The 16,098-nt window shown below is 49.9% G+C and carries 13 protein-coding genes; 11 read left to right on the top strand and 2 right to left on the bottom strand.

Annotated features, from left to right (window positions below; all coding sequences use genetic code 11):
- Positions 1-117 precede the first annotated feature (117 nt).
- A complete protein-coding gene (locus ACOZB4_RS10350) occupies positions 118-357 on the bottom strand; it encodes a hypothetical protein (protein WP_098746871.1) in 240 nt (79 codons plus the stop codon).
- 365 nt (positions 358-722) lie between these two features.
- Between ACOZB4_RS10350 and ACOZB4_RS10345 the strand changes: the two genes are divergently transcribed.
- The 10 genes from ACOZB4_RS10345 (at position 723) to ACOZB4_RS10300 (ending at position 12,228) form a co-directional block, all read left to right on the top strand.
- A complete protein-coding gene (locus ACOZB4_RS10345; RefSeq protein ID WP_076322205.1) occupies positions 723-1,034 on the top strand; it encodes a hypothetical protein in 312 nt (103 codons plus the stop codon).
- A gap of 88 nt (positions 1,035-1,122) precedes the next feature.
- The gene (gene essC / locus ACOZB4_RS10340) at positions 1,123-5,100 is read left to right on the top strand and encodes a type VII secretion protein EssC (RefSeq protein ID WP_379404565.1); all 3,978 of its coding nucleotides are present in this window, start codon (positions 1,123-1,125) and stop codon (positions 5,098-5,100) included.
- A gap of 16 nt (positions 5,101-5,116) precedes the next feature.
- On the top strand, positions 5,117-5,923 hold the full coding sequence (locus tag ACOZB4_RS10335) for a hypothetical protein (RefSeq protein WP_339266123.1): 807 nt from the start codon (positions 5,117-5,119) through the stop codon (positions 5,921-5,923).
- Between the two features lie 27 nt (positions 5,924-5,950).
- A complete protein-coding gene (locus tag ACOZB4_RS10330) occupies positions 5,951-6,463 on the top strand; it encodes a WXG100 family type VII secretion target (protein WP_076322113.1) in 513 nt (170 codons plus the stop codon).
- Between the two features lie 156 nt (positions 6,464-6,619).
- A complete protein-coding gene (locus ACOZB4_RS10325; protein ID WP_006211202.1) occupies positions 6,620-6,895 on the top strand; it encodes a WXG100 family type VII secretion target in 276 nt (91 codons plus the stop codon).
- A 165-nt stretch (positions 6,896-7,060) separates the two neighbouring features.
- The gene (locus ACOZB4_RS10320) at positions 7,061-9,130 is read left to right on the top strand and encodes a hypothetical protein (RefSeq protein WP_379404561.1); all 2,070 of its coding nucleotides are present in this window, start codon (positions 7,061-7,063) and stop codon (positions 9,128-9,130) included.
- A 44-nt stretch (positions 9,131-9,174) separates the two neighbouring features.
- A complete protein-coding gene (locus tag ACOZB4_RS10315; protein ID WP_076322112.1) occupies positions 9,175-9,927 on the top strand; it encodes a vWA domain-containing protein in 753 nt (250 codons plus the stop codon).
- 12 nt (positions 9,928-9,939) lie between these two features.
- Entirely contained in the window at positions 9,940-10,782 is an 843-nt protein-coding gene (locus tag ACOZB4_RS10310; protein WP_076322111.1) for a hypothetical protein, read from the top strand.
- 159 nt (positions 10,783-10,941) lie between these two features.
- The gene (locus ACOZB4_RS10305; RefSeq protein ID WP_076322110.1) at positions 10,942-11,739 is read left to right on the top strand and encodes an SDR family oxidoreductase; all 798 of its coding nucleotides are present in this window, start codon (positions 10,942-10,944) and stop codon (positions 11,737-11,739) included.
- A gap of 108 nt (positions 11,740-11,847) precedes the next feature.
- Positions 11,848-12,228: a DnaJ family domain-containing protein gene (locus ACOZB4_RS10300; protein ID WP_076322109.1), complete on the top strand. Its 381-nt coding sequence runs from the start codon at positions 11,848-11,850 to the stop codon at positions 12,226-12,228.
- Positions 12,229-12,352: 124 nt separating this feature from the next.
- Here ACOZB4_RS10300 and gluQRS read toward each other — a convergent pair whose 3' ends face one another.
- On the bottom strand, positions 12,353-13,330 hold the full coding sequence (gene gluQRS / locus ACOZB4_RS10295) for a tRNA glutamyl-Q(34) synthetase GluQRS (protein WP_379404557.1): 978 nt from the start codon (positions 13,328-13,330) through the stop codon (positions 12,353-12,355).
- A 182-nt stretch (positions 13,331-13,512) separates the two neighbouring features.
- Between gluQRS and hrpB the strand changes: the two genes are divergently transcribed.
- Positions 13,513-16,023: an ATP-dependent helicase HrpB gene (hrpB, locus tag ACOZB4_RS10290; protein ID WP_379404555.1), complete on the top strand. Its 2,511-nt coding sequence runs from the start codon at positions 13,513-13,515 to the stop codon at positions 16,021-16,023.
- Positions 16,024-16,098 lie beyond the last annotated feature (75 nt).

Below are 16,098 nucleotides of genomic sequence, written 5' to 3'. Positions count from 1 at the left end.
TCACAACGCGGAGAAATCTCGTAAAATTGTTTCAAATCCGAATTCAGAGAGCGCAGATAGCCGAGGATCGCCATTACGGGTTATAATGAAGTTAAACAAAAAAAGGGCTATCCCTCTTTAAAAGAGAGATAGCGCAAGAGAGTCGTTTTCGCTTTTGCTGTGAAGAATTGCCTCGGATCCCTCGATTTCAATGCTGATCAGGGAATTGAGGCATTTTTGCAGCGCGTTTTTACCGGTTTGAATTTTATGGTCAAGCGCGCTGGTTAGCAGTTTTAGCACCTTCTGTACCGGCTGCTTGCTATCCGTTGTAAAGTATACGGGAACCGGCTTATTTTGGAACATGATTAGTGTTTTCATATCAATCACCTCACGAAAGATTTTTCATGATATTTGCATTATAAATTGCCAATCTTAAAATAACCTTAAATTCATAGAATTAATCAGCATCATTTTTCTGAGCGTGACATTTTTGTGAACGACGATATTTTCCCGACTACAAACCCGGATTTAACCTATAATCAATACATAAATAGTCCCTCGGGACTAACAATGCCGCGTGAAAAATAGGAAATAGGAAATATGACACAAATTGACAGAACTGACCCTCGGATGATATTATTACAATAATGTAACTATTTTTTGCAACTATTGAAATAGGTGATTGGACTTTGCATATGGAATAAACATAAGGATTACCATTTTTGGAAAGGCAGGTTAACCAGATGATACTCACCGTGATCAGCGGGCGAAATGAAGATGATTGGTTTGATATCGACGTACCCGATGAATGCTCCATTGAACGGTTGAATGAGCTGCTGGGGCTACGTCTTTTTCGTGAACCCTCGGGTGAAGGGATTCAATATATATTGGAAGCAAAGTTCCCGGAAGGCTTGTGGTTTACGGTAGGGGGCCATTCTAACCTAGTTGAAGCAGGACTTAGAGAAGGCTCCTATATCCGTTTACAGCGGGCATTCTCAACAACCACCGAGGAAGCTCCTGTCTATGGCAGAAGATTGTTGTTTCAAGAAAGCTGAGATTGGGTAAGTAACCCTTTGGTTTTAATTGAAACAGCAAATACATAATTGTGCATTTCAGACGCTCTGGATTAGGAGGAAGTGACATATGAACGTGTTGTACCAACGTTCGCCGCGTATTAGACCGGCTTTACCCAATGAAGACATGGAGATTCTGAGACCCCCGTCCGAGCCAAGCAAACCGTCGTTTTCGATGATTGCCATCATTATTCCGATTATTATGACGGCTGCGATGGTTGGTTTCTATTTCTATATGAGCGCGAACGGCAAAATGGGGAGCAGCTACATGATACTCACCATCTTTATGATGCTGACTTCCTACACGCTGCCGTTCTTCATGTATTTAAGCAACAAGAAGACTTATCAGAAGAAGCTGGCCGAACGAAATCAGAAGTACCGTGCACAGCTTGACCTGCACCGGGAAGAGCTTAAGGGGCGGCAGGAGGATCAGGTACACATTCTGTTTGATATCCATGGCGATCCGGACGTGTGTTACAACGTTGTGAAGAACCGGAGCAGCAGCTTGTGGGAACGTTCCCCGGAAGATAAGGATTTTCTGGAGATTTGCGTGGGCAAGGGAGAAGTTCCGTTCTACATTAACGTAAAGCCACCCCGTGCGGATGGGTATGACAAGGACCCTCTGATAGAAGCAGCCGAATTGCTGTCTTCCGAATTTCAGTCCGTCGACGATGCATCGATTGCGCTGCCGTTATTCGAATCCAAGGTAATAGGGATCGTAGGCGGAAGAGACCGCGTATTAAATATGCTGCGCGTGATGATGGCCCAAACGGCTGTGCGGCACTCACCCGATGAAGTGAAGATCGCCGCTTTCTACGAAGAGAAAGAAGCGAGCGAGTGGCAATGGCTGCGCTGGCTCCCTCATACGTGGGATGATGATCGTTCCAGCCGCTATCTTGCGAATCGACGGAGCAATGCCCATCAGCTTGCCGATGAAATATTTACTCACTTGTACCGGCGTAAAAATAATCGCTCTGAACATGGGAAGAAATCGATTGAGACGCCGGCATACGTGGTGATCTTATCTGCTACCCAATTAATCGAGGAAGAACCGCTGCTGCCTCTGCTGATGGAAGATGCCGAAGCGACCGATGCGGTTACCATCATCTTGTCCGACCGCAAGGAAAGCTTGCCGATGCACTGCCAGCTTATTGTTGAGGTTGACCGGGAGCAGGCGGCGTACACGATTAAGAAAGCGGACGGCACGGTCTCCAAGCAAACCTTCCAATCCCATCATATTAGCAGGGAGCAGATTGAAGCCTTGGCTCGATACATGGCGCCGATCCGGCTGAAGCGATCTTCTGCGTCCGATATCCCTAGCGTTTTGGCACTTTTCGAGATGATGGATATACAGAAAATCAACGATTTGGATATGCACAGACGCTGGCAGCAGAACCGATATCCGGATTCATTACCCGTTCCGATGGGTGTCCGGGCGGGCGGAAAGAAGATTAATTTGAATCTTCATGATAAAATAGAGCGTCAAGGTCATGGACCGCACGGTCTGATTGCGGGAACGACCGGTTCCGGGAAAAGTGAGGTTATTCAATCGATTGTGGCCTCCCTGGCCTCCGAGTTTCACCCGCATGATCTAGCATTTATGCTTATTGATTATAAGGGCGGCGGCATGTCCAACACGTTTGTTAACTTGCCGCACGTAGTAGGCACCATAACGAACCTGGATAACAATCTGATTGAACGTGCGAAGGTGTCGCTGAAAGCCGAGCTGGTCCGCCGCCAGAAAATATTGAACGATGCGGGAAATCTGCAGCATATCGACGAGTACTACAAGCTGCTGCGCAATCGCCATGGCGAGCCGCTCCCGCATCTCGTTATCATCATTGATGAATTTGCACAGCTGAAGAAAGATCAACCGGAGTTTATGGATGAATTGATCAGCATTGCCGCTATTGGACGAACACTTGGTGTCCATCTGATTCTTGCGACCCAGAAACCGGCAGGCGTCGTGGACGATAAAATTTGGAGTAACTCGCGCTTTCGGATCTGTCTTCGGGTACAAAGCGAGGGCGACAGCCGTGATATGCTGAAGATTCCGAATGCAGCCTGGATTAACAAGCCCGGACGAGGCTATTTTCAGGTGGGCAGCGACGAAGTGTTTGAAGAAATGCAGTTTGCCTGGAGCGGCGCTCCTTATATTGAAGAAAAGGATACACCAGGCGCAGTGGTTATTCGCGAGGTGCGAATCAACGGGAAGTCGGAGCCTCTGCTTGCTTCTAATCCCTCCCTGGGAGCGCATCTGGAGGTGCCCAAACAGCTCCAGGTGTTTATCGACCATGTGGCTGAGGTGGCCAAGGAGCAAGGGATCGAACGGCTTCAGGGACCTTGGCTTCCACCGCTTCCGGAGAGTCTGGATCTGGAGAGCATACCGTCTGGGACCGAGCTGCAGAAGCAAGATCTGTTCAGTGATTCGGCACTTGTGTCCTATGTTGGGATGGTTGATGATCTGCCAAACCAGTGCCAGAAGCCGCTGATGCTCAATCTTGAGCAAGGCCACTGGGCCGTATATGGCATGCCCGGACTTGGAAAGACCACCTTTATTCAAACGATGCTGATGTCGTTAGCCAATCGGTATACCCCGGACTTTTGGCATGGGTATATCGTGGATATGGGCCGGATGCTGCGGGATTTTGCAGGGCTCCCTCATATCGGAGGAGTCATGATGGCGGAGGAAGAGGATCGTATCAAGCGCCTGTTCCGTTTTCTGACGAAAACGGCGGCGACTCGCAAAGATATGATTGCTGAAGCAGGTGTGAAGACTGTTGCGTCCTACCGCCGGGGCAACACAGGCCCCGTCCCGCAGCTGGTCGTGGTTATTGACGGTTACTTGAATTTCCGCAACTCCTATCCGGATGAGAATGATATGCTTGAATACTTGCTGCGAGAAGGCGGCAGTCTGGGGATTACGTTTGTCATTACGGCGAACCGGATTTCGGATATGTTCGAGAAGGTCCGAAGCAATATCTCGCAAGCAGTATCGTACGAACTCGCCGATCCTGCTGATTACTATTATGCAGTGGGGCGTCCAACAAGAGTTCCCAGCCAGCTTCCTCCAGGAAGAGGATTGGTTAAAGGGCAGGTGCCGCCGCTTGAATTTCAGACGGCTTTGCCGGCTTCCGGTCAGGAAGAGGGGGACCGTTCCGCAGCGCTCCGCGATACGATTCGCACTCACCGGGCAGCGTGGCACGGGGAAGAAGCACCACGGATTGAGTCACTGCCGGACAAGATTCCGCTCCATCAACTGCTGAAGGTACATAAGCCTTATGAATCAGCAGGAATGGTGAAGTTTCGGGTTCCTGTCGGGGTGGCTACGGATGACTTGACCCCTTTTGCTATCAATCTAGAGGATGGACCACATTTTATTGTGGCGAGTCCGATGGAAGGCGGCAAAACGTCATTCCTCCTTAGCTGGATGTTATCACTTGCATATCATACATCGCCGGATGAGCTGGAAATATATACGGTAGATACGCGCTATGGAAGTAGCGGTCTGAGTAGGATGAACCATCTTCCGCATGTCCGTGGGCATGCGGAGAATGAGGAAGATTTGGCTCCGCTCATTTCAGGCCTTTATGAACGGGTTCAGACCCGGTCCAAAGACAGTGAAGATCCGACTATCCTGCTTATGATTGATGACGCTGACGTGCTCAGCAAGCAGCTTTCCGATTTCACTTTGAAAGACCAGCTGTCTGCCATCGTCAGACAGGGAAGAGACCGCAAGGTACATGTTGTCATTGCCGGTGTACCGGCCGATTTCCCGACGTATGGCGTCGATTGGTTTACCGATATCAAGGCTGCACAAAACGGATTTTTATTCGGAACATTGGATTCCAACGATTTATCGTTCTTCAGAATTCCTTTTTCCGAATCCACCAATAGTCCTGGAGGACTAAAAATACTTCCGCCAGGACAGGGGTACTATGTAAAACGTAAATTTTCCAGAATAAAAGGCGCAGTTCCGTTCGATGACGAATGGAACGCCCAAAGATGGGTCACAGAAATTCGCGACCGATGGCATGTTGTAGTTTGAGGGGAGGTGGCTCATAATGTTGACAATTCATGCTTCCAAACAAGAAACGATCACGCTGAACGACAAGGAATTTTTCTTCTTGGCTGGAATTATCGGATCGGACCGATTACTTGGTGTTGAAGATCCTTTTGTAGGATACTTAACGGAAGAAATCGCGGTTGAGTGGGAGAAAACCAAACAATCGCTCCTAAGCAAGCAATATTTGATTCAAGAGGAAGGCGGGGAATTGTCGATTCCACCCGAAGTCTTCTCAAGAGTGGCTATTGCCGGACTTGCGGAACGTGCGTGCTGGTTGAAATATGAAAATCAGGATTCGGCGTTTGAAGGATATCTGCATGTTACGGACGAACGGGTAATACAAGTATGCAGAAGCAGCGAAGACAACCGATGTTACCTGCTTAGCGAACTTGGTACTATCGAACAAACCTGCGATCAGCTGGTGCAGGATCTGGCCCTAAGCGACCAAAACTGGGGGGATATACCGGCACTACTCCTTAGCCGGAAAGAATTCGGAGATATTTACACCTCCGTTTCCGAACAGAAGTGTGACGATATCGGCGATCGCTTGGCCAGGTTGACGGATGATGCGGAGGGTTCAATCGCTCTAGCGAAATGTATGAAAAACAAGGTGTCTTCGGGGGAACTCCAGCTGTCGATATGGAACGGAATCAGCTGGGAAAGTCAAAATGCAGCATTTATAGTGAACGAGTCCATGAATTGGCTGCTGCGTATGAGCCTGGAGGGAGACCAGGACTGGTTAACCGCAGCGCCAGCGACTAAAGAGCAGTTTCGTCATATGCTACTCATGTGGCTGAAACAGTAACAGAGCCTGTATGAAAGGTGAGGACCAATGCGTATTTCTGTCGAGCCGGAGTCTCTCCGGACGTTAAGCCGTCAGCTGCAGCATAGTGGCGATGAATATTTAGCGATTACGAGAACGCTCAACCAAGCTATGGAATCACTCGTTTGGGAGACGTCTCTCAAAGCGGCGGTTATTGATGAGTGGCAGTCTGCCCGGAGTCTTGGAGAGCATCTGGGAGCTCTTCTAGCTCAGCTGGGCAAGCATCTTCAAAGCAAAGCCGATCAATTTCAAGAAACGGATCATCAGTACCATACGATTTTGGAGCATGCAATCATAAGTACAGTATCACCGACAGCTCTGTTTGCGGCTTCCGGCATGGAGGGGCGTTCATCCATATTACCGGAATATGGTAATTCCTCGACGGTAATATCGAACCCGAGTTCGGTAGCCGCTGCCGTAGGTATGGCCAGTGGAGACAACGGGGATTCGGCTAAACAAGCCGCATTAGCCGGGCAAAGCTGGACCTTTACCGATCCGTCTTCATTTGGTATTGCCAACTAAATTCCTATTCCCTTTGGGATAATCAGGATGGTAAATGTTTCAAATTGGGACGTATAGGGTAACTGGAAATTAGGTCTGAGGACATTTTGATAAACTGAGGCTCTTGGGCTAAGATGTCAAGTGTCACCAGAAACGAATTTCTAGGAGGTTACATAAATGGCAGGACGTATTTTAATTACGCCAGAGCAAGTCGAGCAAGTAGCGAACCAATTTAAACAGAGCGGTGATCAAAGTCAGCAAATCGTTAACAGCCTGACTCAATCGATCAACGGTATGGAAGGTCAATGGGACGGTATGACGAAGCAGCGCTTTTTCCAAGAATTCCAGGAAGCAAGCCGCTTGATGAACTCCTTCGTACAAACGCTTGACAGCATCAGCAATGAGCTGAAAGCGATCGCTCAGAAATTCCGTATGGCTGACGAATCTCGTTAATACCCATTCGGAGACTTTTGCTTTATAATAGTTTAATAGGCAGAATAAACCGGGTGGAAGACAACCCGGTTTTCTTGCAATTTTGGATGTTTAGAATATAACAATCTGGTTAATAGAGTAGAGAGTTATATAGTTAGGTAACGGAGTTAAGAGAGGATGACGTTCATGACATTTCAGCCAAACCCGGGCGATGGGATTGTTGTAAATGGAACGGCTTATACAGTAGGGCAGCATCCCGCAGCGCCAGGCGTAGCCTACGCCCAAGCTGGGCGGCAGGGAATCGTCTATCAGCTGCTTCCTGTGGATGGAGAGCTGCATGAAGCCAAAGCACTAAAGGTGTTTTTTCCTAAGTTCAGAATTCCGGCTATGGTGTACCAATCCGAGCATATGGGGAATTATCGCGAGATACCGGGTTTGCAGGTAAGTAGTCGAGAGGTGCTCACTCCCGAAAGAAACGGAGATTTGATAGCGGAATATCCGGATTTGCTCTACGCGGTCATCATGCCATGGATTCATGGATGTACTTGGTTTGACGTAATAAGCGATCAGCGTAATCTGGGACGTTCTGAAAGTCTGATGCTTGCCAAGGCATTGGCAGCCATCGGTTCAAGCATGGAGCAGCGCGGATTAGCACACTGTGACCTGTCTGCGCCTAATGTCATGCTTCCGTTTTTTTCGGAAGTGAAGCTGCCGGAAGGCGCTGCCGCCGTTGAACTTGTCGATGTGGAGCAGATGTACAGCCCCAAAATGGATCGACCTGATGTTTTGCTTGCTGGCTCTCCTGGATATGCGGCTCATCGAACGGTACATAGCGGGTTATGGAGTGCGTATGCCGACCGTTTCGCGGGCGCTGTTATCATTGCGGAAATGCTGGGATGGAGCGATCCGGCTATCGTTAATCGGGCATGGGGCGAAAGTTATTTTGACCAGCATGAAATGCAGACTCCGTGCGAGCGTTATTTTTTACTGAAAAAGTCGCTGGGTCAGCGTTGGGGTACACGGATTTCGGATCTGTTCGGCAGAACCTGGGATAGTCAGGATTTGAGCAGCTGTCCTACCTTTGGTGAGTGGCTGATTGCATTATCCTCATTAAGTGAGGAAGAAGTGGTGGAGGAAGTATCAGCCGCTGCAGCCGCTGCAACCGCCCATGACGACCATTCGGATGAACCTCGTTCTGAAACTTCCCAAGAAGTGCCGGCTGAGATTATGGCATCGCTTGGAATTGAGCCAGGCACCCGAGAGGTCAACGACAGTGTGGTTGGACGTTTGTTTCATCAGGCGCGTGATCTGGAGGATGCGGGCAATCTTTCCGGTGCGTTGGAAATATTCCGCTCCGCGTATCATTTTGTGAAAAAGGATAGTCCGCTTGAAGTGGAGCTTGCCGCCGCTATAAAGGGGCTCGAGGAGCAGCTTCGTCCGGCTGAAGAATCATCCAACAAAGGCATTAAAGCACTATTGTTATCCCGTAAATTCATGCTCTCGGCCGCTGCGGCTATCGTCATATTGGCAGGTTCTGCAATTACGGTGAACCAGATTTTGGCGGAGAAGGCAGAGAGCCGTCAGTTGGATGCCCAGCGATTAGCCGAGCAGCAAGCGCAGGAGAAAGAAGCAGCTGCGCGCAAGCAAGAGGAAGAAGCGCGGAAGCAGCAGGAAGAGGCGGCTCAGAAAGAAGCAGAGGCTAAGAAAGTGGAAGAGGAGCGCTTGAAGGCAGAAGAGGCCAAGAAGGCTAAAGAAGCTGAGCAGGCGCTGAAGGAACAGGAGAAAACCGAGCTTCAGGCAAAGTATGAGAAGCAGGCGAAGTATGAAGCTTACCTGGCATCGCTAGAAGAGAAGAAAAAGAAGCAAGTATTGCAAGAGAAATATGATAATCAAGTCAAGTATGAAGCGTACTTAGCCCAAATGGAAGAGAAGAAGAAAAAGGCGGCCCAGGAAGCAGCGGCTGCCAAGGCGGAGGCAGAGCGTCAGGCGAAAGCCAGGGCTGCCCAAGAAGCCCAAGCCGCAATGCTTCAGAAGCAGCGTTCACAAAACGTAGTAGAACTGGTTGCCCTATATAATAAGGCGTATAATGCCCAGGTAGCTGGCAATAAAGACCGCGCCAAGAATGCCGCGCGTGAGTTCATAGAGCTGTATAACAACGATAAAGCCTATTATAAGACGGTTGGTAAAATGAGCAGCCGCCTTAATAATCTGCAGGAATTCATAAGTAACGACAGCCACTGGATACCAAAACTATAAAGAAGTAAACATGACGAAAATGCAGGGGTGAATGTTAATTCACGATGAACTATACCATTCAAGCATCACAGCGCACGCCAGCGCTCATTATATACCTGATTGATATCAGCGCGTCTATGAATATGCTGATGGAGGACCGCAGGCGGATCGACGTCGTATACGAAGCATTGTCCTTGGCCATTCGGCAAATGGTGTTTCGCTCCACCAAAGGGAATCGGCTGACGCCGAGGTACCGGATCGCCATTCTTGCTTACAGCGATGATGTCTATGATTTGTTAAACGGGATCAAGGGCATTGACGAAATTGCGGCGATCGGATCGCTTCCGGACTTAACGCCTAAACGGTTCTCCGATTCGGCGAAAGCGTTCCTTCAAGCCGAGAAAATTCTGCAATCGGAGATTCCGAATATGCAGGATTGCCCTGCACCGCTTGTGTGTCATATGACGGACGGTGTAGCCACGGGAGAGGATCCGGAACCGATTGCTCGCCGCATCATGAACATGAGCGTTCCGGACGGCAACGTGCTCGTGGAGAATATTTTCATTTCCGATCATCTGATGAGCCAGCCGATATCCGAACCGCGCCGATGGAAGGGGATTTTGGCTGATACATCGCTTGAGGATGAACATGCGCGCAAACTTAAAATGATGTCTTCCGTTCTTCCCGAAAGCTATCGAGAAATGCTGCTTGAGGCGGATTATCAACTGAGCCCGGGAGCCTTGATGATGCTTCCAGGCACTTGCTCTGAGCTGGTGTCCATCGGGTTTCAGATGTCAGCTGCCACGCCTGTAAGGTAAGAGGTCACAAAGATGAAGCGATCATACACGAGAAGCATGGAATCGTTGGGAATTCGTAAGCGGAAGGCTCAAGCAGCGTCGTTTTATTACGAGAGCAAGCAGACCGTGGAAGAACCGATTACGAAGATTAAAGATTTGTTCACATGTCGTTATGCGTATGGCAGAGCGGCAGAATCTGTCATGCTCTCCGAGATGGGTCAAGATTTCATTGCGTTAAAGATGAATGAAGATGTGTGCCATTTTGTACTGTGTGATGGTGTCGGATTGAGTTATCGTGGCGATGTGGCTTCACGTCTGCTGGGTCAGGGGTTAATGAACTGGCTGGAAACGGTGGAGGAACTCACGAGCGCATCGCTTGAACGCAAACTGAAGGAACTTACCCATGAAGCCGATCGGGAAATGCGGACGCATTCGCTGAGTTCCGAAACGCCAAAGCTGCTTCGTGAAGTACTGGAGGAGAAGCAGCGCAAGGGAAGCGAAGCCATGTATATTTGCGGTCGCATAGAGCTCTCTTCGGGTTTTCGTCGCAAAGGAAGGCTGTGGCTCGCATGGCAGGGTGATTCCAGGGTACGCTTGTGGCGCAAGGAAGACGAGATCACCTCGGTATTCGGAGATCGTTTCCGAACGTCGGAACGCTGGTCTTCCCGAAGTGGACCGATCGGAGGCAGTCCTCATGTGTTCTCGTGCAAATTAGACCCGGAGACCGAATATCGGCTTCAGCTATACAGCGATGGGCTCAACGATCTGGACCCGATGAAGGAGCCGATTCCCGATGAGCAGGTGCAAGTATTAATGAATGCTCGCCATACGGACGGTCTGGAAGATGATGCTTCGTTTCTGGAGATTGTATGGTAGGTTCCCAAGAAGTATGGTATGATAAACGCTGAGTCGGACCCAAGGGTCCGGCTTTTTTGTGCAAAAAATTAGAAATCATGATTATAAAACAACTCCTTTTGGGTAATCTTGTGACAGATGAATGCATAACGGATGACGATTAAAAGGAGCGTGTTGATAATGAATGAAGGACACGGACGTTTTCATGGGAGAACAGCGATCATTACCGGAGCCGGATCAGGCATCGGAAAAGCAGCGGCCATTCACCTGGCGAAGGAAGGCGCAAACGTTGCCTTATTTGATCTCTTGGATGACCGAACGAATAAAGCGGAATCGGAGATCAACTCGATTCGGGAGGGTTCCGCCAGAGCCTTTGACGTGGATACCACAGATCCTGACCGGGTGGAGAAGGCGGTCCTCGAAACGGTGGAGATTTTTGGCGGTGTGGATATCGTATTCGCCAATGCAGGGATTAATGGCGTGATGACGCCAATTGATGAAATGAAGCTGGAGGAATGGACCAAGACGCTGAACGTGAATTTGAACGGTACGTTTCTGACGGTCAAATATGCGATTCCGCACCTCAAGAAACGGGGACAGGGCAGCATTATCATTACCAGCTCCGTCAATGGCACCCGAACCTTCTCCAACTTTGGGATGAGCGCTTACAGCACAACCAAAGCGGGACAGGTGGCTTTTGCGAAGATGGCTGCGCTGGAGCTGGCAAAATTCAAGATCAGGGTTAATGTAATCTGCCCCGGCGCAATTTCTACCAACATTGATCAAAGCACGAAGAAGCAGGGCGATCTGGAGGAGATCGTGATTCCGGTGGAATATCCGGAGGGGAGCCAGCCGCTGTCTGACGGTCCGGGTACGCCTGAAGAGGTCGCGGATTTGGTGGCGTTTCTCGCTTCCGATCAGTCGAGACATATTACAGGGGCTCAAATATTCATAGATGGAGCCGAATCGCTGTTGTAAATGAGATCAGTTGAACCCCCAAAGGTTCCCTGCATTTAGAACTTGGAATATAAACTGCGCTGCTATATGATGAGGAGGACGAAGGGAAAAGGAGGAGGCTGGATAATAATGAGCATCTTTTCCAGATTGGCTGAGCAGAAGATTGAAGAAGCGATACGTAACGGAGAGCTCGATCATTTGCCTTTTGCCGGGAAGAAACTTCCGATCGACGATCTTTCGCACATTCCGGAAGATCTGAGAATGTCCTACCGCATCATGAAAAATGCGGGTTATGTTCCTGAAGAAGTTACACTTCGCAAGGAATGCGTTCAACTGTATGACCTACTCGGTGCAGCCCAAAACGAGGGTGAGCAGGAGCAGCTTCAACGCAAGCTGAATGAAAAGCATCTAAGACTGCAATTGCTGATGGAACAGCGGGGCCTTAGCGGTAATAGCGCGTTTACACAGTATGAGTCCAAGGTCAGGGAACGATTAACCCATGAGGAATAACAGAACAGCGCCAGCCTTTCTTCTCTTTTCGAGAATGATAGTGCTGGCGCTGATTGTTTGTCGGGATGTGAAGGTATGTAATTTGAACAATGCTCAATGAATCCCTTATTTCGGTGAGCTGTACTTAGGATTCAAACAGCTGATTTTTGACATGATCCGTCATTTTTATCGGGGCAGAGGATACTTTCGATAAGTCAAAAACAGGAATTAGATCCGCAGGGCGAACGGATTCCGAATGATCCAGAAGGCCGGCGGTCCAAGCCAGCCAGCCGATGATGCGTTCGGGCATCAGGCCCTGGCCGCGAAGAAATGAGAGGCTAAGTCCGCGGGTTCTCTTAGCGAGCCTTCTGCCTTCCGCATCCACCATCAGCGGGGTGTGCGCAAACTGTGGCGGGTGGTAGCCTAATGCTTGGTATAACAGAAGCTGACGTGGGGTGGAGTCCAGTAGATCGGCTCCTCGGAGTACATGGGTTATGCCCATTAAGGCATCATCCACGACTACCGCAAGTTGATATGAGATAATATCGTCTGCCCTGCGAACCACAAAGTCTCCTCCATCGGATAGCCGATAGGACTGCTCTCCGGCGATGCCATCAACAAAGGAAACGATCGTTTGCGGTACCTTCATCCGCAGCGAAGGTTTCTTATGAAGCTCTCTAAGCACCGCTTCCTCCCGAGTTAAATCTCTGCAAGTTCCCGGGTAGCGGAGGCCTTCCGATGCAATGCCGTGCGGTGCGCTGGCTGCGGCCGTGATATCGGCCCGACTGCAATAGCAGGGGTATAGTTTATTCGATTCCTTCAGCTTGCTGATTTCCCGCTCGTACAGCGCTTGGCGTGCCGCCTGATGATAAGGTCCATAGGCTCCGGCCATACCAGGACCTTCATCCCAATCCAAACCGAGCCATTCCAGATCTCTCATAATCTCGACGGCAAGCTCCTGTCGGGAACGCTGGACATCGATATCTTCTATTCGGAGTATATATTGGCCGTTCATACTCCTTATTTGCAGCCATCCAAGTAAAGCGGTCAATGCGTTGCCGATGTGCATTTTGCCTGATGGCGTAGGGGCAAAGCGACCGCGAAATGTGGCATGCTGCTCCATACAGTTCACCTTCTTGACTCCATGAATCTTGATGTTCACTTGGGAATGATATTCATATTGTAGCGCAATTATATCGATACTTTCCAGCCGTGGCGAACAAGGAGCTCCCCTTGACGAACATCGGGTGTTTTATATAATTAAGGGATTATATTGATATTTAATAGGATAACGGAGATGTATCCATGACTGAATTACCGATTCACCGAATACTTCCACAATTAAAAATGGCTTTATCTACTGGGACCCATGCGGTTTTGATCGCTGAACCGGGTGCAGGCAAGACGACCCAGGTGCCCTTAGCATTCCTGAATGAACCCTGGCTGGAAGGCAAGCGGATCATCATGTTGGAGCCCAGAAGGATCGCAGCCCGCTCGGCCGCGAGTTACATGGCATCCTCTTTAGGAGAGGCAGTTGGTGAGACGATCGGATATCGCGTCCGAATGGACAGTAAGATCGGGCAGAATACGCGGATCGAAGTTGTGACGGAAGGCATCATGACGCGCATGCTGCAGGATGATCCGGAATTAACCGGCATTGGTATGATTATATTCGACGAATTTCATGAACGAAATTTGCAGGCCGATACCGGCCTGGCTTTTGCGATGGAATCCCAGTCGGTGCTGCGGGAAGACTTAAGGCTGCTCGTCATGTCTGCTACCCTTGAGGCCGCACCAGTAGCGAAGCTTCTTGGCGATGCACCAATCATCGTTAGTGAAGGGCGTGCTTTTCCAGTGTCTACTCACTATTTGCGCTCATTCTCTCTCGAAGAGTTACATAAAGGTGCTGCGAGTGCCATCATGCGGTCACTCTCCGAACAGGAAGGCGATATGCTAGTATTTTTGCCGGGCGCCCGCGAAATCAGGAGGACCGCTAACGAATTATTAAGAATGGGTTTAAGGGAAGATGTCGTCATTCGAGAGTTATACAGCGCGCTTCCCATAGAGAAGCAGGATGAAGCGATTAGACGCGATTCGAATGGCAGGCGTAAAATCGTACTCTCCACAAGCATTGCCGAGAGCAGTATTACCATTGAGGGGATCATGACCGTTATTGACAGCGGTTATATGCGGACGGAGGTGTTCTCGCCGAGAACGGGACTGCCGCAATTGATTACGAGACGGTTATCCCGGGCATCCGCAGATCAGAGGAGGGGAAGGGCTGGACGTGTATCTCCGGGTGTATGTTATCGCTTATGGAGTGAGGAAGAGCATCGCCATCTGCCGGAAAGCACCATTCCGGCGATCCGTGAATCCGATCTGACGCCGCTGGCCTTGGAATTGGCAGTATGGGGGTCGCGCGACCCGGAGCAGCTTGCCTGGCTTGATGTGCCGCCTCGACCAGCTCTTACGCAAGGGCAAACGTTATTGAAGCAGCTGTCGGCTTTGGATGATTCGGGCAGTATTACACAGCATGGCCGTGAGATGGCGCTTCTCGGGCTTCATCCAAGGCTGGCCCACATGCTGCTGAAGGCACAAGAACTAGGCGAGGCATCGCTGGCCATCCGAATGGCTGTACTGCTTCAGGAGCGTGATATCATGAGCAGAGGTGAAGCCTTAAGGGATCAGGATATGCGTTCGCGCGTGGAGCGGCTTCTCGCGTATGAACAAGGTGGGCAGCGGTTCGCCGAACAAGATATGTCCAATGAAGCCGTACTGCAGCGGATGAAACAAGAGATTAGGAAACTGCATACACAGCTAAATATCACATATACAGTAAGCGGGGATCTGAACCTCTGTGGACTATTGCTGTCATTCGCCTACCCGGATCGGATCGCAAAGAACAGGGGAGGAACCGGGTTCCTTATGCGAAGCGGCAGAGGTGTGAAATTGGTGTCGGTACAGCCTATGAGCCGTGCCCCGTATATTGTGGTCGCTGCAGTTGATGATCAAGGCGCGGACGGGAATATTCAGCTTGCCTCTGAAATGGATGAATTATGGCTCGATAAGTATTATCATGGCGAGATGGAACAGCATAAAGAGGTCGTATGGGATGCTGCTACCGGCAGCATCAGGGCGAGACAAAAGCAGATGCTTGGAGCGATCGTGATCAAGGAGCAATCCTATTCGAATCCAACTGGAGAGGAAATAGCGCTAGCCTTGCTGCAAGGGATCAGGCAAGAGGGCCTTGGATTGTTACAGTGGAGCAAGGCAGCATTGCAGCTGAGAGAGCGGCTGGCTTTTATGTTCCGACATGATCCCGAGGGGAATTGGCCTGATGTTTCGGACGAAGGCCTGATGAATCAGGCGGAGGAGTGGCTGCTCCCTTATTTGGACGGGCTGCGGAATCGAAATGATATGAGACGTCTTGCTCCGGGAACGCTCTTGGAGCATATGCTTAGCTGGGAGCAAAAGCAGCAGCTTCAGAAGGAAGCGCCAACTCATATCAGGGTACCGAGCGGGTCCTTGATCCCAATTAACTACAGTGACCCTGAACAACCGTTCCTGGCTGTTCGCCTGCAGGAAATATTCGGACTTCAGGATACTCCGCGAATTGCCAATGGACGGGTTGCGTTGACCTTGCATTTGTTGTCACCTGCACAAAGGCCCGTTCAGGTAACCTCGGATCTATCCAGTTTCTGGCGCAGCGGCTATTTCGATGTGAAAAAAGACTTAAAGGGAAGATATCCTAAACATTATTGGCCTGATGATCCCATGGAGGCGACTGCAACCCATCGGATCCGGCCCAAGGCATAACAGAGCAGCGCCACGTTTAATTTCACCTTCCGTCGGGTAATGTTAAATATGAACGACCACCGATGAGGAGGGTTT

It is taken from the genome of Paenibacillus sp. NPDC058898 (assembly GCF_049316025.1).
Taxonomy (GTDB): Bacteria; Bacillota; Bacilli; order Paenibacillales; family Paenibacillaceae; genus Paenibacillus_AQ.
The sequence above is the reverse complement of the archived record's forward strand: the minus strand, read 5'-3'. Positions and strand labels throughout refer to the sequence as shown.

What these genes read in the sequence shown, in the direction of transcription:
- ACOZB4_RS10335 (WP_339266123.1), top strand. Translation starts at nt 5,117, where the DNA reads ATGTTGACAATTCATGCTTCCAAACAAGAAACGATCACGCTGAACGAC.
- ACOZB4_RS10325 (WP_006211202.1), top strand. Translation starts at nt 6,620, where the DNA reads ATGGCAGGACGTATTTTAATTACGCCAGAGCAAGTCGAGCAAGTAGCG.
- ACOZB4_RS10320 (WP_379404561.1), top strand. Translation starts at nt 7,061, where the DNA reads ATGACATTTCAGCCAAACCCGGGCGATGGGATTGTTGTAAATGGAACG.
- ACOZB4_RS10345 (WP_076322205.1), top strand. Translation starts at nt 723, where the DNA reads ATGATACTCACCGTGATCAGCGGGCGAAATGAAGATGATTGGTTTGAT.
- hrpB (WP_379404555.1), top strand. Translation starts at nt 13,513, where the DNA reads ATGACTGAATTACCGATTCACCGAATACTTCCACAATTAAAAATGGCT.
- ACOZB4_RS10350 (WP_098746871.1), bottom strand. Translation starts at nt 357, where the DNA reads ATGAAAACACTAATCATGTTCCAAAATAAGCCGGTTCCCGTATACTTT.
- ACOZB4_RS10300 (WP_076322109.1), top strand. Translation starts at nt 11,848, where the DNA reads ATGAGCATCTTTTCCAGATTGGCTGAGCAGAAGATTGAAGAAGCGATA.
- ACOZB4_RS10310 (WP_076322111.1), top strand. Translation starts at nt 9,940, where the DNA reads ATGAAGCGATCATACACGAGAAGCATGGAATCGTTGGGAATTCGTAAG.
- essC (WP_379404565.1), top strand. Translation starts at nt 1,123, where the DNA reads ATGAACGTGTTGTACCAACGTTCGCCGCGTATTAGACCGGCTTTACCC.
- ACOZB4_RS10330 (WP_076322113.1), top strand. Translation starts at nt 5,951, where the DNA reads ATGCGTATTTCTGTCGAGCCGGAGTCTCTCCGGACGTTAAGCCGTCAG.
- ACOZB4_RS10315 (WP_076322112.1), top strand. Translation starts at nt 9,175, where the DNA reads ATGAACTATACCATTCAAGCATCACAGCGCACGCCAGCGCTCATTATA.
- gluQRS (WP_379404557.1), bottom strand. Translation starts at nt 13,330, where the DNA reads ATGGAGCAGCATGCCACATTTCGCGGTCGCTTTGCCCCTACGCCATCA.
- ACOZB4_RS10305 (WP_076322110.1), top strand. Translation starts at nt 10,942, where the DNA reads ATGAATGAAGGACACGGACGTTTTCATGGGAGAACAGCGATCATTACC.